The organism is Sphingobacterium sp. UBA2610 (assembly GCF_002339225.1).
Classification (GTDB): domain Bacteria; phylum Bacteroidota; class Bacteroidia; order Sphingobacteriales; family Sphingobacteriaceae; genus Sphingobacterium; species Sphingobacterium multivorum.
Genome location: NZ_DDKA01000013.1, coordinates 163,150 through 184,373 on the forward strand (window position 1 = coordinate 163,150; position 21,224 = coordinate 184,373).

Genomic DNA, 21,224 nt, shown 5'->3' on the forward strand with positions numbered 1-21,224 from the left:
TATTATGCAGGAATAGATCCTATAACCACTTTTTTCGGTTTAGGCTTTTCATCCAGCTCTTCTTTACCTTTTAATTCTTCAATATTTCTACTCACACTCAGGATGATTCCCAAGGCGACACTCGTAAATAAAATCGAGGTTCCTCCCATACTCACTAGTGGAAGCGGAACCCCCGTTACTGGTCCCAATCCGACGGCAACAGCCATATTGGCCAAAGCCTGAATTGTCAAACTAAATCCCAAACCCGCAGCCAGAAAAGTACCAAAAGCTTTGGGACTCATCGTGACAATACGTATACATCGATACATAAATGCCAAATACAGAAATAGCAGAATCACCCCCCCGACTGTTCCATATTCTTCAATGATAATCGCGTAAATAAAATCGGAATAAGGGTGCGGCAACACATTACGTTGCACACTATTTCCCGGTCCTTTTCCAAAAAGCCCACCAGTTGCTATAGCAATTTTCGCATTGTTTGCCTGATAATTTTTATCATCCTGGAAGGATACCGTTTTATCCACTTTTTCAGTATGAAAAAAAGATTTTACCCGGCTGATATAAGTCGTTCTACGGGGACCAAAGAAGATAACCATCATAAGGAGCACCCCTCCGCCACAACAAACAATGGCAATCTGCTTAAAACTAATCCGTCCGATCAAGAGCAATAAAACACTCACGCCAAACAGCATCAATGCGGTAGATAGATTGGCCAAGGCAATCAGAATAAACACACCACACACCGACCCCATAATGGGTAAGAACGATTTTTTCACATCTTTGATCTCTTCCTGCTTCCGGGATAACATCCTTGCAAGAAAGACGATAAGTGACAACTTTGCTAAATCCGATGTTTGAAAGGTCAAACCTATACCAGGGATAGTCAACCAACGACTAGCTTCATTAACTTTACTTCCGAACAACAGCGTAAACAACAATAAAGGGATTGTAATACCCATCATTATTTTGGATATACCCGCATAATACCGATAATCTAACTTGTGAGAAAGATACATCAGGACAAAGCCTATGGCAATGATAGAGAAATGCTTTAACAGATACATTTCAGTCCCTTTCCCTTCTTTATAAGCCAAGGTACCCACCGAACTGTATACAGCCAAAAGTGACCATCCCGATAAGATAATCACAATGATCCATATCCATCGATCACCCTTCAATTTAGACATTATATTCTGTAGCATATCCTTCCTCCTCTTATTGGGTTACACCATTTATAATTCCATTACAGCAGCCTTAAATTTATCGCCACGATCTTCATAATTCTTAAACCAATCAAAACTAGCGCAAGCAGGAGACAATAAGACGGTGTCACCTTTTTGAGCTAAGTGGGACGACAATACCACGGCATCTTGCATGGAGGTACTGTTGACAATAATCTCCACATCTTGTTCAAATGCTTTATGAATTGCAGCCGTATCTTTTCCTAAACAAACGATAGCGCGCACCTTGTCTTTGACCAAATCAGCAAGCATACTGTAATCGTTTCCTTTATCCACGCCACCCAACAACAACACGATTGGTGTAGAGAAACTTTCCAAAGCATACCATACCGAATTTACATTCGTCGCCTTTGAATCGTTAATGTAATTTACACCGCCGATACAGGCTACATGTTCAAGGCGATGTGGAATATTCACATACGATCCCATACTTTCTTTCATCACTTGATTTCTCAATTCCTGCACTTTCGCAATTAACCCAGAAGCCATGCTATTATAAATATTATGCTTCCCCTGCAATGACAATTCCTCAGCTCTCATAGTGAATGTATCGTTATTTGGTGTATTAATAATTATTGTTTTGTTGGCATTTAAATAAGCCCCCAATTCAACAAGTTGTTCTTGTGTAAAAGGCAAATAGGTCCCTTTACTATGATGTCTTTCCAATCCTTTAACTGTTTCCGGATCGTCCAGGCAGTATATAAAATAATCCTTCTCCGTTTGATTCTGAATCATTCTGAATTTTGAATCCACATAATTTTCCATTTTATGGTCATAGCGATCCAAATGATCAGGAGTAATATTCAGTATAACAGCAACATCTGCTCTAAAATGGTACATATCGTCCAGCATAAAGCTCGATATTTCCAATACATAGCAATCGAACTGTTCTTTAGCCACCTGCAATGCAAAGCTTTTCCCGATATTACCTGCCAATCCGACGTTTAAACCGCCATGCTTAAGCATTTCATAAGTCAACATCGTCGTCGTAGACTTTCCGTTTGACCCTGTAATACAGATTAACTTTGCATCCGTATATTGCGCCGCAAATTCAATTTCTGCAATCACAGGTATATTCTTTGCTCTCAATGCAACGACCAATGGTACGGTCGCTGGAATACCAGGGCTTTTTACAACCAGTGCAGCATTCAAGATACGGCCTTCGTCATGTTGACCTTCTTCGAAAGCTATTCCCTCCGCTTTTAGTTGTTCCTTATAGTGGTCTGCAATAAGCCCTTTATCTGACACAAATACATCAAATCCCTTTTCTTTCCCAAGAATCGCCGTTCCAACACCGCTTTCGCCTGCCCCTAAAATGACCAAACTTCCAGATTGAGGATAATATGTTGTTGCAATATTTGACATCATTATCTAATTTTCAATGTTACAATAGTAAGAATGGCCAATATGATTCCTACAATAACAAAACGTGTTACAATTTTCGCTTCATGATACCCCTTCTTCTGAAAGTGATGGTGCAATGGTGACATCAAAAAGATCCGTCTACCCTCACCATATTTCTTCTTCGTGTATTTGAAATACGACACCTGAAGAATAACCGAAAGGTTTTCCAACAGAAACACACCACACAAAATTGGGATCAATAATTCTTTCCGGATCAAAATAGCAAAGGCAGCAATAATACCGCCGATCGCTAAACTTCCCGTATCACCCATAAAAACTTGAGCAGGATACGTATTATACCATAAGAAACCTACGCAAGCGCCAACAAATGCCCCAGCGAAAATCACGAGTTCTCCGGAATTGGGGATATACATAATATTGAGGTAATCTGAAAAGATCACGTTACCCGACACGTACGCTAAAATGGCTAAAGTAACACCAATGATAGCGGATGTACTCGTGGCTAAACCATCGATACCGTCCGTAATATTTGCGCCGTTTGAAACTGCCGTAACGATAAAAATAACAACAACTAAAAAGACGATAAAAGTCAGATAATCGCTCTGTAGTCCAAATATTTTAAACACCTTGGCATAATCAAACTCATTATTTTTATAAAACGGAATATTCGTCTTCGATGATTTTACGTTTTCAGCGTAGGTCTTCTCACCTGTACCTTCATTGATAACCACTTCAACAGGCTTGGTAGAGGTTGGTTTATCGACCCCTTTTCGAACTACGATATCTGGATGAAAGTACATCGTACAAGCAATTATTGCTCCCAAGCCAACTTGTCCAACAACTTTAAACTTACCAGCTAAGCCTTCTTTATTATGTCGAAAGACCTTGATATAATCATCTAAAAATCCAATTGCGCCCATCCAAAGTGTTGTCACAACCATGATAATCACATAGATATTCGTCAATTTAGCAAATAACAAGGTAGGGATAAGAATACCTGCAATAATGATGATCCCACCCATTGTCGGCGTACCAGCTTTCTTTTTTTCTCCTTCAAGCCCCAAATCACGAATTGTCTCTCCAACTTGCTTATTATGCAAGAATTGAATCAATTTTCCCCCAAAAACCGTGGTAATAATCAATGAAGCGATTACAGCCATAGATGTCCTAAAAGAGATGTATTGAAACAAACCTCCTCCAGGTATATGAATATATTCGCTAAGCCACGTAAAAAGATGGTATAACATATTTCTATTGTTCGTTAAATGTATTCTCTAAAACTTCTTTATCATCAAAATGATGTCTTACACCATTTATATCTTGATATTTCTCATGCCCTTTTCCTGCAACCAGGATAATATCCCCAGGATTAGCCAGCTGATATGCTGTCCTTATCGCTTCCTTACGATCAGCTATAGAAAGCGTCTTCGCCTTTTGGTCTGCTGCCACACCGGCTTCAATATCTTTAATAATCTGATAAGGATCTTCTGTACGCGGATTGTCGGACGTAATCAAAAATCGATCACTATAACGCAGAGCCGCTTCAGCCATTTCAGGTCGTTTAGTTTTGTCCCGATCGCCTCCGCATCCCAATACAGTAATAATTTTTTGTTCTGGACGTCGCAATGAACTGATGGTCTTCAATACATTTTCAACTGCGTCAGGAGTATGCGCATAGTCCACAATTCCAAAAACACCAGAAGTCGATTTCATCGTTTCAAACCGCCCCTCTGCCCCCTTCAAGGTACTGAGTGCGGTCAATACTTTCACCGTTTCCTGCTCAAGCAAGATAGCGGCACCATAAACCGCCAAAAGGTTATATGCGTTGAAATCGCCGATCAATTTTACCCATACTTCCTGTCCATCAACACTCATCAACATACCATCGAAATGGCTTTCGATCACCTTTGCTTTAAAATCCGCTCCAGAACGTAAGCCATAGCTTTTCCGATGTGCCACTGTATTTTGAAGCATGACCTGACCATTTCTATCGTCAGCATTCGTCAAAGCAAAAGCATTCGCATCCAGATCGTCAAAAAACTTCTTTTTCGCTTTAATATAGTTATCAAAAGTTTTATGGAAATCCAGGTGATCATGCGTAATGTTCGTGAATATTGCACCCGCAAACACCAAGCCTGCAATACGTTCCTGAACGACAGCATGCGAACTAACCTCCATAAACGCATAATCACAGCCATCATCAACCATATCCCGTAACAATTTATTCAATTGAATAGGGTCTGGTGTTGTATGCGTTGCTGGTATAATCTTTGTTCCAATTTGGTTTTGTACTGTAGATAATAAGCCTACATGGTAGCCTAGCTCAGTAAACAGCTGAAACAACAATGTGGCTACTGTCGTTTTACCATTCGTACCGGTCACCCCAACAAGTTTCAACTGCTCAGCAGGATTTTCGTAGAAATTAGCCGCAGCAACCCCTAAAGCATAAGCAGAATCAGCCACCAAGATATAAGCGACAGAGTCTAACGTCTCTTCGGGCAACTCCTCTACAATAACGGCTCTTGCTCCCGAGGTAATTGCCTTGTCTACAAACAAGTGACCATCTGTTTGAACACCCCGCACTGCGATAAACAAACTTCCCAACTCCACTTTTCTGGAATCAAAGCACAAAGAGTGCACATCAACCTCTTCGAGGTTCCCTACAACCTGCTGTACAGGGATAGCATGCAATACTTTTTTTAAATCCATCATTTACTTAAGTTCTAAATTTATCGCCGTTCCAAAAGGCAGTTTTTGCCCCGCAGCTAACGACTGTATTCCAACTCTTCCTTTTCCCGTCACGTGCGCCTTAAATCCGGCATTCTCCACAACATATAAAGCATCCATCAAACCCATGCCAACCACATTCGGAACAATTCCTTCTTTATATTTTAAATCCATAAATGGCACGCCTCGTGTAGAGGTATCCACCTCTCCTCGGGCAATTGTATCCCAATTCACGGTATTAATTCCCAACCTATCGTACACTTTTTTACTAGCTTCCTTCGAACCCTGCAAAGTCAATGGCATTCTTCCGCCTACATTGACCGCTTTAAACGTCTTTTTCCCCTCCATTTCCATATCGTTTGCATATACCATGTCTGCAAGCTCTTTAAACACGGGCCCTGCAATCGATGCACCATAGTATCCATTTCTCGGGTTACGGATTACCACAATAATGGAATATTTTGGATCCTCCGCAGGAAAATACCCCGCGAATGAAGATTGATATCGTCTGGCACCGTACCCTCTCGAACCATCAGCCATCTGTGCTGTACCTGTTTTACCACCAGAGCTATATAACGGACTAGCAACACTTCTACCTGTTCCTTCAGTCATAACACCTTCCATCATTCCCCTCACCTCTGCTAAAGCATGATCCGAAGCGATCTTTTCGTTAATCACTTTCGCTTGAAACGTTTGAATTGTATTTCCTAAATGCCGAATTTCCTTAACAAATAGCGGCGCTATCAACTTTCCGTTATTTGCGACAGCATTATAAAATGTCAACGTTTGCAATGGTGTAATTTTCATTTCATAGCCGTAAGCCATCTGTACCAACGATAACCCGCTCCAGCTTTTGCTTTTCGACGTTTTCACCAAAGGCACACCTTCTCCGGGAATCTGTAGATCGAGCGTCTTACCAAAACCAAAAGAATGTAGCTTTGATGTAAACTGATCCGGGTTATCCTTATAAGCTTGATATACAAACTTCGTAACACCCACATTCGACGACTCCTCAAAAGCCCTTTTCGCTGAAATTATAGACTTCTTAGGCGCATGTGAATCACGAATCGTATGCTTATAAATTGGCCAGTTACCATTACCAATATTCACAGTTGTACTCGAGTCTATTTTCTTATCATCAATCAAAGCCAGATAAGAAGCTAACTTAAATGTTGAACCTGGATCTGCACTTTGTGCTATTGCAAGATTGAACTTTTCACGGTAGACTCCGTCTTTATCGCGCATAAAATTAGCCACCGCACGCACCTCGCCTGTTTTCACCTCCATCATCACAACACAGCCCTCATCCGCATTACTCGTAATCATCTGCTTCTCCAGAGCCCTTTGCGCCATATCCTGCATATTCACATCAATAGTAGAGATAATATCAGACCCATCAACCGGGGCAACCTCAATATCTTTGTTAACAGGAATCCATACCCCACCAGCAATACGCTGCATTAACCTCTTTCCGCTTCTTCCGTCGATATATTCGCCATATGCCCCTTCCAAACCAACATGAATATTTTCTTTCACATTTTTATAACCGATGGTTCTCGCAGCGAGATTGACAAAAGGTAAAATACGCTTATTCTGCCTATCTGTAATCAAACAACTTGGAAAACGTTCTTTATTGACACGTGCAGATTTAAGTAAAGGGAATTGTTTTACCCGCTTTAAATCTTGGTGTGACACATTACGTTTGAGCAACAAGTAGCGCTGCTTTTTATTCCGTGCCTGTTTTAATAATGTCAAATACTGCCGAGATGATTTATCTTTAAAAAAATCAGCAAGTTTAATAGCCAAGGAGTCAACTTTCAAATTGAAATACTCTTCATCTTCTTCGGGAATCGCCATTGCATCAAAACGAAGCTCATATTCAGGCACCGAAGTAGCCAATAAGCTTCCGTCATTTGAATAAATATTACCACGAGCAGCTTCCACCTCCCGTTCCTGAATAGAAAGGCTATCCGCTAAAGCTTTCCAATGCTCTCCATCGACATACTGCAACTTGGCCATTTTTCCAAATACCAAAAACGCAAGTAGTACGATAAGCCCAAAAGCAAAATAGACACGCACAAGAATCGTATTTCTGATACTCATAACTCTTCCTATTTATCTTCTTTATTCTCTATAACTTCAATCTTGATCGGTGGTTCCACACGCTCTTTCAACCCCAAAGAATCGACACGTTTGGCAATTTCTGTCTGTGTAGACATTTTCATCAGTTCGGCAGAGAGAGACTTATGATCCCAGCCCAATTCCTTTACCTCTTTACTCACTTTATCGATACTCCGAATAGTTCGCTCTGCAAAATGACGATTGGAAATATACAGTAACATCAGAAAGGCAACAAAAGCTCCGAAAGGCAAGTAATGCAATATTTTATTTAACGAAAGGTCTCCAACGGTAAAAAGCGTTTTAATAAACGCTTCTGTTTCTTCCGCCTTTTCCTCGACAGTTTCTTGCAGTTCCTCCTGAACTTCTTCACTCAATTCTTTCTGTCTTATCGTATTTCTGCTCATCCTCTCGCTCCATTTTTAAGACAAATTCAACTTTTCAGCAATACGCAGTTTCGCACTGCGCGATCTATTATTTATCGCCAACTCTTGTGCAGATGCCGTAATTGCTTTACGGCTCAACACATGAAATGGCTTAATTTCATTTCCAAAAAAATCCTTTTCAACTTCCCCTTTAAACTTACCTTTGGCCATAAAATTCTTAACCAAACGGTCCTCCAAAGAGTGATAGGACATCACAGCCAATCGGCCCTCAACACGGAGTACATCAACTGTCTGCAACAAAAATTCCTGCAACGCCTCCAACTCGCGATTCACTTCGATACGAAGAGCCTGAAATACCTGCGCATGGTACTTATGTTCTTTACCCTTTGGAACCATACGTTGAATCACCTCTTTCAATTCAGCAACAGTCTGGATCGGCTGTGACAAACGCGCAGTAACAATTGTTTTCGCAAGCGATTTAGCGTTCATGATTTCACCATACATACCAAAAATACGATGCAGATCCTCCTCCGAATAGGTTGCCAAAAGCGACTTTGCATCCAAATCGCCCACCTGATCCATACGCATATCCAAGTCTGCATCAAAGCGAATAGAAAAGCCACGATCTGCAGCATCGAATTGATGCGAAGAAACACCTAGATCTGCTAAAATACCATCTACAGAACGTACACCTTCCAAACGAAGGCTATTCTTTAGAAACCTAAAGTTTTGGTGTATCAACGTAAAGCGAGGATCGTCAATTGCATTTTCCAACGCATCCGGATCCTGATCAAAAGCAAACAACTTCCCCTTCGGCCCTAATCTCTTCAGAATCTCTCGAGAATGGCCACCACCACCAAAAGTCACATCCACATAAATACCATCCGGCTTAATAGCCAAAGCATCCATGCATTCTTGTAACATTACCGGAACATGATATACATTCTCCATACGCTTATAGTCCAAAATTAATATCTCCCATTACCTCCGCAGCCAAAGATGATATATCCTCTACACCGCCATCACCCATCAATTCCTCATACCCTTCTTTTGACCAAACCTCAATCTTATTAAATTGACAAGCCAAAACCAGCTCAGTGCTTATTCCTGCAAATTCCAGCAAACTTTTGGGCAACAAAACACGACCCGCAGCATCCAATGTCAATTCCGTAGCGCCACGCGTAAAAGCACGGACAAACGCCCGAACTTTAGGATCGAATTGATTCAATTTAGCCAGTTTAGCCGTCATCAAATCCCACTCTTCCCTTGGATAAAATACAAGATGTTTCTCAAAACCGCGATTCACCACAAGACCATCCCGCTCTACATGAGGCATTTGCCTCTTGAGCGCAGCTGGTAACACCATTCTTCCTTTGGCGTCTAACTTGCATTCGAATTCTCCGATCAACTGAGTCATGTCGTCAATTATCCTATTCTAATTTAAATGTAAAAGTATACACTTTCTCCCACTTTCCCCCACTTTATAACATAAAAAAGTTTTCCACATCAACAAATCGCTACAACAAACAGAAGTCGACTTCAAAAAAAACACATGTAAAACCTTATTTACAAGCAGTTAAAAGCCAATTTTCCTGAAAAATAAGCTATTACGCCAGAAGTGATTTTTTGCTCTTTTTTTATCAAAATCAGCAATGAATTGTAAAAATTTCCTCTTTAGAAATTTAATTTTAGCCAATTTTTGTCCCAAAAGGGGGCAAAGTGGGAGGAGTCAAAAACAGAAACAAAAGATGTGGCAGAAAGTGGGAGAAGGCTCCTCAAATAACCTGAACAGAATTCGTTATTGTCGAGTAAAACCAATAATTTTGCGTCAAATATAATTTTCATAACGATATGCACAGAACACACACTTGTGGAGAATTAACACTAGCTGACTTAGGGAAAACGGTTACCCTAAGTGGATGGGTTCAAAAATCGCGCGATTTGGGCGGTATGACTTTCATCGATGTTAGAGACCGATATGGTATCACACAATTAACGTTCAATGCAGATGATGATGCTTCCTTGCGCGCAAGTGCCCGTGAGCTCGGAAGAGAATATGTCATCAAGGTAACTGGAGAAGTTATCGAACGCTCTAATAAAAATGCTAAAATCTCCACTGGAGATATTGAAATCAAGGTTTCAAATCTTGAAATATTAAATGCCGCTAAATTACCTCCTTTTACAATAGAAGATGAAACAGATGGTGGTGATGACATCAGAATGAAGTTCAGATACCTGGATTTGCGTCGTAACCCCGTACGTGAAAACCTTATTTTACGTCATAAGACCTCACAAGAGGTACGCCGTTATCTTGACTCCCAAAACTTCCTGGAAGTAGAAACTCCATACCTGATTAAATCAACTCCGGAGGGAGCACGCGACTTTGTCGTACCTTCCCGTATGAATCCTGGAGAATTTTATGCGTTACCACAATCCCCACAGACCTTCAAACAATTATTGATGGTTTCAGGATTTGATCGCTATTTTCAAATTGTAAAATGTTTTCGTGATGAAGATTTGCGTGCAGACCGCCAACCAGAATTCACGCAAATAGACTGTGAAATGTCTTTTGTAGAACAGGAAGATGTATTAAATATCTTTGAAGGACTTGCAAAACATATCTTCAAAACAATCAAAGGTATCGACTTAGGCAATGTTCCGCGTATGACTTACGCAGATGCGATGCGCCTTTACGGATCAGACAAACCGGATATCCGTTTCGGAATGCAGTTTGTTGAACTAAACGAGGTTGCCAAAGGAAAAGGTTTCCCTGTATTTGATGCAGCAGAGTTAGTGGTTGGTATCAATGCGGAAAATTGTGCACATTATACCAGAAAACAACTGGATGCATTGACAGATTTTATCAAGCGTCCACAGATTGGCGCAACAGGCTTGGTATATGCGCGTGTGAATGAAGACGGTTCAGTGAAGTCGTCCGTTGATAAATTTTTCACACCAGAACAACTGTCGGCAATTGCAGAAGCGTTCCACGCGAAACCTGGCGACCTATTGTTAATTATGGCTGGTGGAACAGACAAAGTTCGCAAACAACTCAATGAATTACGCCTTGAAGTTGCGTCACAACTTGGTTTCCGCAACAAAGAAACCTTTGCTCCATTATGGGTTGTTGATTTTCCACTATTGGAATGGGACGAAGAAAGTGGCCGTTTCCATGCCATGCACCATCCGTTCACATCTCCAAAACCGGAAGACATCCCACTTTTAGATACCAACCCTGGAGAAGTGAGAGCAAATGCCTATGACTTTGTTTTAAACGGTGTAGAAGTAGGCGGTGGATCAATCCGTATCCACGACAGAGACCTTCAATCGCTCATGTTCAAACATTTGGGATTCAGCCCTGAAGAAGCAAAAAAACAATTTGGATTCCTGATGGAAGCCTTTACCTATGGGGCTCCCCCACACGGCGGATTGGCTTTTGGCTTTGACCGACTCGTATCCTTATTGGCAGGTTTAGATTCCATCCGCGACGTGATTGCCTTCCCAAAAAACAATTCGGGAAGAGATGTTATGATTGACGCACCGTCAACCATTCACCAAGAGCAACTGGACGAGCTAAGCTTAAATATTGCGATAAAAGCATAAATTATTTAACTCGATTTTCGAGAAACAATTTATTAACAGTATATTTAAAAGTTGGTAATTTTTACCAACTTTTTTTGTGAAAAATTAGCAGATTAGATGGCAGAGAGTACCGCTAATACGTTTATTAAGGAAAGTGCGCAAAAAGCATTTGACACCAAACACCGCGATATTATCAATTACAATATCGACAAATACAGCATGGCTTTCGAAAAAGGCAAGAGCAAATTTGCGGACCTTGAAAATAGTAAGATAAAAGCGAACCTGATCAAATGGAAGGTCATGGAAAATCTCGATCGCTATTTGTTGCAATTTGAAGCAAACTTCACGGCTCGAGGCGGAAAAGTAATCTGGGCCAATGATGCTACGGAAGCCTTGGACGAAATCTATTCGATCATTGCACGTAAAAAAGCAAAATCTGTCGTAAAGTCAAAATCGATGGCGACAGAAGAGATTGAGCTTAATCATTTTCTGGCTTCCAAAAATATTGAAGCCATAGAAACTGATCTTGGCGAGTATATCATTCAGCTGCTGGATCAAAAGCCCTATCATTTTGTTACACCGGCCATGCATTTGAGCCTGGAAGATATTGCCAAGCTTTTTCACGAAAAATTTGACACACCACTAGATGCATCTGCGGAGCAACTTACAATGAAGGCCCGTGAATTACTTCGAGATCGTTACCTATCGGCAGAAATTGGGATTACTGGAGCCAATTTCTTAATTGCTGAAACTGGAAGTATAGCAATTACCGAAAATGAAGGAAACGCCCGATTGACATCGACCTTCCCCAAAACACATATCGCCGTCGTTGGAATAGAAAAAATCATTCCCAATGTACAAGATTTAGAAGTCTTTTGGCCACTCCTGTCCACACATGGCACGGGTCAAAATCTAACAGTATACAATACGCTACTCACTGGGCCAAAACAGCCTTATGAATCAGATGGCCCCGAAGAAATGTATGTTATACTGCTTGACAATGGCCGCAGCAAGCTCTTAGCGCAAAAAGAACAACGTCAGGGTTTGTACTGCATCCGTTGTGGCGCCTGTCTGAATGTATGTCCAATCTACCAGAACATCGGTGGACATACCTATGAAACGACTTATCAAGGACCTATTGGATCGTTGATATCGCCGCATTTAAATGGCATGAAGGAATTCAAACACCTGAGCTACGCCTCCACACTCTGCGGAAAATGCACCGAGGTCTGCCCCGTTGGTATTGACATACAGCGCATGCTTCTCGTCAACAGAAAAGATTCAGTTGATCAGGGGCTGGCAACAAAAACGGAACAAAAAGTCTGGCAGTGGTTCACCTACGGGATAATGCGAAGAAAACTGATTGATTTCTTTGGCGGAAAATTCAAGAATTTCTTCCTCAAAAAACTCTTTCAGAAAACCTGGGGAGATCAACGGGAACTACCAAAATTGGCAGACAAATCTTTCTCTAAACAATGGAAAGAACATCAAAAAAATAAAGAATAACAAAAAAGAAAGAGGGAACCAATGGTTCCCTCCTCTACTAACACTCACCACTATTTAATATGAAAACTATCCTTGTTTAATTGTTATGAAGCTTTTACTTCAGCATCATTTGTTTTATTCACTTCTCCTTTTCTAAAGTCCTTTCTTTTCAGCTGTCCGTCTCTTTTCCAATGTTCTTTGTGCATTTTACGATTTTCAGCATAGGAATCCTTTAACGTTTTTTGTTGCTCTGGAGTTAACATTCCCATCATTTTTTCATGTTCTGCCACACGTTGTTTTTTCACTTTTGCTCGATATTCTTTGCGTTCAGCAGCTAATTTCTGATGATCCTTTGCTTGCTTCAAATTAAAAGCATAGATATCTTTACGCTGTTTATCTGTAAATTTCAACTTTTGATCCATGCGATCAGTTTTCATTTTAGCAACTTCCTCTGGAGTTTTATTTTTAAAACTATCGTGCATTCTTCCTGTTTTATGTTTATGCATAGAAGCTTGCACTTCTTTCATTTCTGGTTTAACATCTTTTTTTTCTTGAGCGAAACCGGCTAACATCAATCCAGATAGCGCCAAACTTAACATCAACTTTTTCATTTCTTTATTTTTTATAAAACCAACAATCACTCTTTTTAATAAGTACTCATTTTCAACTTATTTATCAGTAAGAGTCGTCTCGGCTATCGAAAGTTTAATTGATGATCTGTTAAATAAAGTTAAGAACCATTTATTGGGAAACAGCACTTAAACGAATCGGTAAAGTATACGCTACACGTACTTTAAGCCCGTTTTGCACTCCTGGTTTCCATTTTTTCGCTTTCTTCAATAAGTTTATAGCAGCATCTCCCGTACCAAATTTCATATCACGTTTAACAGCAATATCTGTCAGTGATCCATCTTTCTCAACGACAAAAGAAACCTCTATAACACCCGAAACTCCTTGGTCTAAGGCCTGTTGTGGAAAGTTGTAATTCTCGGCGATCCACTTCATAAAGGCAGGCAGTCCCCCCACAGGTGTTGGCATAATTTCTACTGATGTAAATGTATTGTTAGCATTATCATCAGTTCCGCCTCCCGATAATGAACCATCTTTAGAACCAGTAATATCACCATCTCTTTTTGAAGAACCAAATTCACCGCGCGCAATATATGTCCCCGATGGATTTGCTTTCAATGTGATCCTTGAGGTCATTGTATTGGGGTTTTTCAACTCATCCTGACTCACAAGCTCTTCGGTAACTCTGCTCGCTGCGGTCACTTTTATATCGGGCATCCGAACCAAATCAAATTTGGATACATCTTGGGCAACTTGCTGCGGAGCTTTTTCCTGCATCATAACAGGTTCTTCAGGAACCTCCTCTTTTTCCTCCACCTTCTTTTGAATTTCTTCCAGCATGTCGGGTCCAATATCTCGTACTTCATAAATCACGGCCGGAACAGTTTGCTTAAAATATTTATTATATGTATAGGATCCTGCAATCAGCAAAACTGCAAAAGAAACAACAATTCCTAACCCCATATTTGTTGCTCTATCAGAGAGATTTCGCAACTCGTAAGCACCGTACATTTTGTTGCGACCAGCAAAAATAACGTCCAGCCATTCTTTGCGGTAGATATTCAATTTAGAGTTCATCATAACATTAAAGTTTAAATCTTTTCATTATGATGAGCGAAAGCCTTATATTTCACAAAAAAATTCAAAATACTTATGAAGTCACTTTTTTCAGCTATTTTTCTACTTACATTGTATGCTTGCGGGAATAATCAAAATCAATCCAAAACTGCAATCAAACACGAAAACAAGGAAAAGACTATTTCGCCATATTTTGGTTTTTTAAACCAACAAAAAGATTCACTTATCGCTTTACCTATGGATCAAGCGATGGAAGGACCTGAAAAATACAACTATGTGATTGTGGAAAATCAGGTAAGCCCGCTTGAATTTGTTCAGAATAAAATGGACAACAAAGAGAGTAACGGAAGACAGACCGCCCAGAACTTTGCGAATAGTGAAGGTTCGTTATTTAAAATTAGTGACGCGATCAAGTCTGGCGAATTTGGTATGCTTGTCAACAAAGCTTTTATAGATCAGTATAAAATTGAGAAGTTTACAAAAGTTCAAAAAGAAACTTCTCCAGAGATCAAGGAGCAGCTTGAAAAGAAATACAATAGGAAGATTAATAAAAGTACGACAGTTGCGATCCTCAGTGATCAGTCCGAGTTTAATCTTACGGTGTTTGAAAATCAACAAGACTCTGCTTTAGCTGTATTTTCCTACGCAAAGGACGAACAGCTGATCAATTTGGATTTCCCGGCTTTATACGATGATATCAGCACTTGGCGTGTTGATGATGGCGGTCAGTTTGACAACGAGGCTTTTCAGATACTAACCATATTGCGTTCTGAGCAAGGAATTAGTTTTATCAGCATTTTTTGGGGTGCTGAGGGTTATGAACTGAACTTTTACCAGCCAAAGAAAAATTTATTTACCTCTGCGGCACAAGCCTATGGGTACAGTTCCCCCTTATAAATAAACAAGTTTAAGTTTCCCCGGCACCGAAGGACAGTGTCCGGGGAAACTCATATACCCGTATTAACTACAGATGCATCCTAGCCATAGGAGCAACGTCCTGACCAACGAAATCTTTCTTTAAAAACTTGTGATAACCTGCAATAGCAATCATCGCTGCATTATCGGTACAATATTCAAATTTTGGGATAAACACCCTCCAATTGTATTTCTCGCCCATTTCAATTAAGCTTTGCCTCAGGCCAGAGTTCGCCGAAACGCCACCCGCGATAGCAATATCCTTAACACCAGTTTCCTTTGCTGCTTTCTTCAATTTATTTAGTAGGATTGATACAATACGCGATTGTACACTAGCACATAAGTCGGCCATATGGTGTGTCAGAAAATCTGGGTTCTGCTTCAATTGATCTTGAACCAAATACAATATCGCAGTTTTCAATCCTGAAAAACTAAAATTAAGACCTGGAATCTGTGGTTCGGGCAGCTTATAAGCGGCTGAATTACCTTCTCTTGCAAATTTATCGATAAGCGGTCCACCGGGATAAGGTAGATTCAGGATTTTAGCTGTTTTATCAAAAGCCTCCCCTGCCGCGTCATCCAATGTTTCTCCCAAAAGTTCCATTTCAAAATAATCTTTCACCAATACAATTTGCGTATGACCACCAGAAACAGTAAGACATAAAAACGGAAAATTCGGCTTTGGATCCTCAATAAAATGAGCCAGGATATGCGCCTGCATATGATTTATGTCAATTAAAGGGATATTCTGTGCAAGTGCAAATGATTTTGCAAATGATGTTCCAACCAAAAGTGCACCTAATAATCCAGGCCCCCGCGTAAAACTCACTGCATCTATTTGATTTTTGCTTACTTTTGCTTGGCGAATGGCTTCTTCCACTGTTGGAATAATATTTTGTTGATGAGCACGTGAAGCAAGCTCGGGAATCACTCCACCATATTTTGCGTGGATTGCCTGAGTTGCAATAACATTTGAATGAATTTCACCGTTAATACAGATAGAAGCGGAGGTTTCATCACAAGAGGATTCAATCCCTAAAATAATAGCCATAGCTTGAGGTAATAAATTTTAATACAAAAGTATCAAAAAAATAATTAAAATAGTGTCAATAGTCCTTGGTAGTATATTCATTATACTGCTTGCATTGGCGTTATCACTACAGTTGAAACCGGTACAAAATTATGTTGCCCAAAAAGCTGTCGACTATTTATCCAACGAACTAAACACTAAAATAAGCCTCAAAAGCATCTATTTCAAACCTTTTAAATCTATTGTAGTAGAAGATTTTCAACTCTATAGTCCACAAGGAAAAGAAATATTAAAATCAGGAAGGTTAGAAGCCAACGTCAACCTTTCTCAATTCATTGAATTGAACAAAATTGTGATCAACAAACTAACCATTGAAGATACCGAAGCCACTTTTGAGCAATTTCAGGACAGCTCCAATATCTCATTTTTAATCCGTTACTTTAACCCACCTAAAAAAGAAAAAAAGAAAAGTTCAAAAAAAATCATCTTCGATATAAAGGAACTGATTATTAAGAACAATACATTTAGCTATGTTAATCATAGACGTAAGCATTACAATAAAGTGGTCGATTTTGGAGATTTAGGTATTTCCAAACTTAACGCCCATTTTGATAAGATAAAAATAGATTCCAATCAAATTTCGGCGAACATAAAGACATTCAATCTGCGCGAAAAGAAAGGTCTAGTGATCAAAGGCCTTCTTGGACAAACGACAGTAAGCAAGACAAGCATTGAACTCAGCGAGCTTATGCTAGCCACCAACCGTTCTACATTCAAAAATTACATCAAGCTTAGCTACAACAGCTTTGACGATTTTTCGGACTTCATCAATAAAGTTCATGTAAAACTTCGTGTTCGGGACTCCCGTATTCACTCCGAGGATATTGCTTTCTTTTCCTCTCCTATGCACCAAGTCAAATTTGACGTGAATATCAAGCGCGCAAATTTAGAAGGAACGGTATCTTCCATCAACGCATCACAGGTCGATTTAACAATTGGAAAAAAAACCAGTTTGGCAGGTAAGCTTCAGATTATCGGTCTACCTGATATTGACAAAACTAAATTTATTGTTCCCAGTGTAGTAATTTCATCTGAGCACAAAGACTTAAATGACGTTATTAGCGATCTCGGCAATCTAAAAAATTTTAAACTCCCTGAAATTGTTCAGATATTCGACAAATTTTCATTCAAAGGTAGCCTAAATGGCCTATACAATAAATTTAAGACCAAGGGAGTATTCACGACTGCAATCGGTAATGTTGAAGCGGACGCCTTATTGGATATCCAGAAGGAAATAAAATATGCGGGAAATTTTCAATCTAAAAAGTTCGATGTAGGTAGGATAACAAAACTAAAAGATCTGGGAACTACAGGCTTCAACCTACAGGTTGACGGAACAGGTACCGACCCCAAGAAACTGAGCTTAAAGATAAAAGGAGATCTCAGTAATTTCAATTTCAAGAATTACAGCTATCAACATATACAAATTGAAGGAAATACAGCTAAACAGTTAGTTCTTGCTTCAGGGCAAATATATGATCCAAATTTAAAACTACAGTTTACCACAGATATCGATTGGTCTGTCAAACCCAACTATCACCTGGATGCTGATATCCAACAAGCGAATCTAAAAAAGCTCAACTTCTTTCAGGGGGATTCCATCAATATTATTAACACGAAATTCCACACCAGTTTAATTGGGGACAACATCAATAATGTTACCGGTGAATTTAAATCAGACAGTGTCAATTTCACTTCCTCTAAGGGTCAATTCGTCATCCGCGATATCAATTTCCTTGCCGAAGGAGATGAAAATGCACGCTCCCTTACCTTGCAGTCGGCTATCGGACACATTGATCTTAAAGGAAGAATAGACCTCAATACAATCGTTCCTTATTTTAAAGCTTTAGCTATGCGCTACGCTCCGGCAATCGGGTTTGAAAACAACATTTTTAATCGCCAGGACTTTGACCTGAATATTAATATAACTTCTTTTAAACCGATCGCAACATTCTTCCGAAAAGACATTGCTCTAGACAGTGGTGCGACGCTCAATGCAAAATTTGAAAGTGAAAAACAAACGGCCAGTTTTAATTTTTACGCACCTGAATTCAAATACAATGGTATTCGACTAACTCACCTGATTGTGGATCAAAATGCCAATTTGAAAAATATGGAATTGCAGACCTCCATCGATCGCATCAATTTTACCGACAGTACCTATATTAAAAACGTCAATATTTCAAACACCTTGGCAAACGACAGTTTACAATTCAACATCAAAATGTCGGAACTTGAAGCGAGCAATAGTCTGGATCTCAATGGCGTTATACGCTTTGCCCATGCCAAACCTGCCTATATCAATTTCTATCCATCGAATATCTTAATCAATAAAGAGCGGTGGCTTGTCAATAATGATGCGCAATTGAAAATATCGAAAGGAAAATGGTACTTTGAAAAACTGACGCTGAGTCATGACGAACAAAAAGTTCATATCGATGGCATCCTGTCAAACGAAGTCAGTGATCAGATCAATCTCAAATTTCAGGACTTTAATCTTACATCCTTAAATGGTATTACCAAGCCACATGGCATCAATCTCTCCGGCAACTTAAACGGAAATATTGAAGTTAATTCTGTATTCAAAGCTGCATTTGTTGTAGCCAATATAAAAACTTCACCTATCCTCTATAACAATATTCCCATCGGCTCACTAGCCCTGAGTGCCAACTACGACCCCGAGAATCAACTGGTAAAACTAGACAGCAAGATAGAGGAAGGAAATAAATTAATTCAGTTACAAGGTTCCTATAACCATTTAAGTGAAAACAATAAGCTTAATCTCAAAGCTAAACTCGTAAACACAGATGTGTTTGTTTTCCAGCCCTTTTTACGAAGCCTGGTATCCAATATTCAGGGCAAGGTCAATGCAGACCTCGATATCGAAGGCGATATCCTGAACCCCAAAATTACAGGTTCCGGAAAATTGGATAATGCTTCGATGGTTATCAATTACCTCAAAACACCCTACCGACTTTCTGACGAAATTTCGGTTACCAATAACCGAATTTTTCTCACAGGGCTAAAAGTATACGATCCCAAAAACAATATAGCAACCATTGATGGCGTTGTAGATCTCAACAAACTGAGTGATCCCGATATCGATGTAACTGCAGAGACGAAGAATTTCCTGGTATTAAATACCACAATAAAGGACAATAATGTATATTATGGCACTGCTTACGCTTCGGGCACTTTTCAGTTTAAAGGACTAACGTCTGCCATGAATATCAATATACGGGCTAAATCCGAAGAAAACACCGTTATTAATATTCCCTTTAATAGTGCCAGTACAATATCAGATACGGACTTTATCTACTTTATTGAGAAAGACTCGACCAAAACAAAGAAAAACGTTAAGAAACGAGATTTCAACGGTCTGACGATGAATATGGACCTCTTGATCAACCCGAATGCAGAAATAAATCTATTCTCCAGTATGGGCGAGTTATCAGGAAGGGGAAATAGCAATCTCAACATGCGGATATCTTCATTGGGAGATTTTGAAATGTTTGGGGATTTTATTATAAACAGCGGAAAATTCAATTTCACCGCTCAAGATTATATCAACAAGATTTTTGATCTCAAAGAAGGCGGAACAGTACGATGGGCGGGAAACCCAACTGAAGCGAACATTAATATCAATGCCATCTACCAACAAAGAACAAGCTTAGCACCGTTGTATAATGCTGCAGGCCGGGAAGAAAACCCTGAACGTGTATTGGCACAGGCCGATATGATCCTAAAAGGGCAGTTAAGTCAGCCGGAAATCACGTTTGACATCAACTTTCCACAAAACCCCGGAGTTAAGGATGAACTGCAGGGATACTTTTCAGATGCCAACAATGTCAATCAACAGGCGCTTAGTCTAATCGTGAGACGAAGTTTTACACCTGGCACACAGACAGACTTTGGTAAAGAAGTCAATAACACTTTGCTATCTGCAGGAACTGAAATAGCATTCAACCAAATCAACAACATCATAGCCCAATCGCTAAACATCAATTTCTTTGATATTAATATCAAATCTTTAAATGACGCATCTGCCTCACTACGTCTATTCAACGACAGACTTGTTTTGACAGGCGGTATCTCCGACCGTAGAAGTCAGGCGCTAACAGATTTGAATGTGTTTTCGGATCGGGTCTCAACCGATGCCGAGGCTATGTTTTATTTAAGAAAGGATGGACGCTTGGTCCTACGTGCTTCCAATCGCCTAAATACACGCAACTTTCTTCTTAGCCCCAATGACGGCGAATATATTAGTGCTTTCGGACTACTCTATCGGCAAGAATTCAACACCTTCTCGGAGTTCTTGAAAAGGCTATTCCCTTTTGGTAAGAAGACGATTACAACAGCTCCTGTTGAAACAAAGAAAAGCAAGGTCAATTAAGCTTGCTGAATAATCCCTTTGCTATTTCAATAGGTCTCTTGCCATTCCAGTAGGCTTCTTTCAATTCTGGCAGTCCACCTTTAATCCCAACCGCATTGCGCCTATTCTGAGCTCCGCCTCGATTCCACCAGTCGACCTTTTCCAGCGTCATATAACTTCCTATACAGGCGATCTGTGGATGAGCTGAACAACTATAAACGAATAGTGTATAATCCGCTACCGGACTGCAATAAAAAAGTCCCTCCAAATAAATGGAAGGACTCTTTTTTTATTTA

General features: G+C 39.9%; 16 protein-coding genes. 4 read left to right on the top strand and 12 right to left on the bottom strand.

Annotated features, from left to right (window positions below):
- Positions 1-2: 2 nt before the first annotated feature.
- Genes B4Z47_RS09590 through mraZ form a run of 8 tightly spaced genes read right to left on the bottom strand, consistent with a single transcriptional unit; the run spans position 3 to position 9,254 of the window.
- Positions 3-1,202, bottom strand: a complete 1,200-nt coding sequence (locus B4Z47_RS09590) for an FtsW/RodA/SpoVE family cell cycle protein (RefSeq protein WP_046673971.1) — start codon at positions 1,200-1,202, stop codon at positions 3-5.
- Between the two features lie 30 nt (positions 1,203-1,232).
- Complete coding sequence (gene murD, locus B4Z47_RS09595) at positions 1,233-2,606, bottom strand: UDP-N-acetylmuramoyl-L-alanine--D-glutamate ligase (RefSeq protein WP_070564947.1); 1,374 nt, start codon at positions 2,604-2,606, stop codon at positions 1,233-1,235.
- Between the two features lie 2 nt (positions 2,607-2,608).
- On the bottom strand, positions 2,609-3,853 hold the full coding sequence (gene mraY, locus B4Z47_RS09600) for a phospho-N-acetylmuramoyl-pentapeptide-transferase (protein ID WP_070564943.1): 1,245 nt from the start codon (positions 3,851-3,853) through the stop codon (positions 2,609-2,611).
- 4 nt (positions 3,854-3,857) lie between these two features.
- Positions 3,858-5,318: a UDP-N-acetylmuramoyl-L-alanyl-D-glutamate--2,6-diaminopimelate ligase gene (locus B4Z47_RS09605; protein WP_070564941.1), complete on the bottom strand. Its 1,461-nt coding sequence runs from the start codon at positions 5,316-5,318 to the stop codon at positions 3,858-3,860.
- The gene (locus tag B4Z47_RS09610) at positions 5,319-7,436 is read right to left on the bottom strand and encodes a penicillin-binding protein (RefSeq protein ID WP_112373654.1); all 2,118 of its coding nucleotides are present in this window, start codon (positions 7,434-7,436) and stop codon (positions 5,319-5,321) included.
- A gap of 8 nt (positions 7,437-7,444) precedes the next feature.
- Positions 7,445-7,858 (bottom strand): FtsL-like putative cell division protein, encoded by a 414-nt coding sequence (locus B4Z47_RS09615; protein ID WP_070564936.1) that lies wholly within the window; start codon positions 7,856-7,858, stop codon positions 7,445-7,447.
- 15 nt (positions 7,859-7,873) lie between these two features.
- A complete protein-coding gene (rsmH, locus tag B4Z47_RS09620; protein WP_070564933.1) occupies positions 7,874-8,788 on the bottom strand; it encodes a 16S rRNA (cytosine(1402)-N(4))-methyltransferase RsmH in 915 nt (304 codons plus the stop codon).
- A gap of 4 nt (positions 8,789-8,792) precedes the next feature.
- On the bottom strand, positions 8,793-9,254 hold the full coding sequence (gene mraZ, locus B4Z47_RS09625; RefSeq protein WP_070564930.1) for a division/cell wall cluster transcriptional repressor MraZ: 462 nt from the start codon (positions 9,252-9,254) through the stop codon (positions 8,793-8,795).
- A gap of 434 nt (positions 9,255-9,688) precedes the next feature.
- Here mraZ and aspS point away from each other — a divergent pair, with 434 nt between their 5' ends.
- Complete coding sequence (aspS, locus tag B4Z47_RS09630; protein WP_070564927.1) at positions 9,689-11,440, top strand: aspartate--tRNA ligase; 1,752 nt, start codon at positions 9,689-9,691, stop codon at positions 11,438-11,440.
- Positions 11,441-11,536: 96 nt separating this feature from the next.
- Complete coding sequence (locus tag B4Z47_RS09635) at positions 11,537-12,925, top strand: LutB/LldF family L-lactate oxidation iron-sulfur protein (protein WP_070564924.1); 1,389 nt, start codon at positions 11,537-11,539, stop codon at positions 12,923-12,925.
- 83 nt (positions 12,926-13,008) lie between these two features.
- On the opposite strand, the gene B4Z47_RS09640 is transcribed toward B4Z47_RS09635, so the two are convergent.
- Positions 13,009-13,515 (bottom strand): hypothetical protein, encoded by a 507-nt coding sequence (locus B4Z47_RS09640; protein WP_286727287.1) that lies wholly within the window; start codon positions 13,513-13,515, stop codon positions 13,009-13,011.
- A gap of 130 nt (positions 13,516-13,645) precedes the next feature.
- Positions 13,646-14,554, bottom strand: coding sequence for an energy transducer TonB (locus B4Z47_RS09645; protein ID WP_070564917.1), 909 nt, complete (start codon positions 14,552-14,554; stop codon positions 13,646-13,648).
- A 72-nt stretch (positions 14,555-14,626) separates the two neighbouring features.
- On the opposite strand from B4Z47_RS09645, the gene B4Z47_RS09650 reads away from it, so the two are divergent.
- Positions 14,627-15,448, top strand: coding sequence for a hypothetical protein (locus B4Z47_RS09650; RefSeq protein ID WP_070564915.1), 822 nt, complete (start codon positions 14,627-14,629; stop codon positions 15,446-15,448).
- Between the two features lie 67 nt (positions 15,449-15,515).
- On the opposite strand, the gene tsaD is transcribed toward B4Z47_RS09650, so the two are convergent.
- The gene (gene tsaD / locus B4Z47_RS09655) at positions 15,516-16,517 is read right to left on the bottom strand and encodes a tRNA (adenosine(37)-N6)-threonylcarbamoyltransferase complex transferase subunit TsaD (protein ID WP_046673959.1); all 1,002 of its coding nucleotides are present in this window, start codon (positions 16,515-16,517) and stop codon (positions 15,516-15,518) included.
- Positions 16,518-16,569: 52 nt separating this feature from the next.
- Here tsaD and B4Z47_RS09660 point away from each other — a divergent pair, with 52 nt between their 5' ends.
- Complete coding sequence (locus tag B4Z47_RS09660) at positions 16,570-20,949, top strand: translocation/assembly module TamB domain-containing protein (protein ID WP_286727289.1); 4,380 nt, start codon at positions 16,570-16,572, stop codon at positions 20,947-20,949.
- Here the strand turns inward: B4Z47_RS09660 and B4Z47_RS09665 are convergent.
- Positions 20,942-21,196, bottom strand: coding sequence for a hypothetical protein (locus tag B4Z47_RS09665; RefSeq protein ID WP_070564909.1), 255 nt, complete (start codon positions 21,194-21,196; stop codon positions 20,942-20,944). The genes B4Z47_RS09660 and B4Z47_RS09665 overlap by 8 nt on opposite strands.
- Between the last annotated feature and the right edge of the window lie 28 nt (positions 21,197-21,224).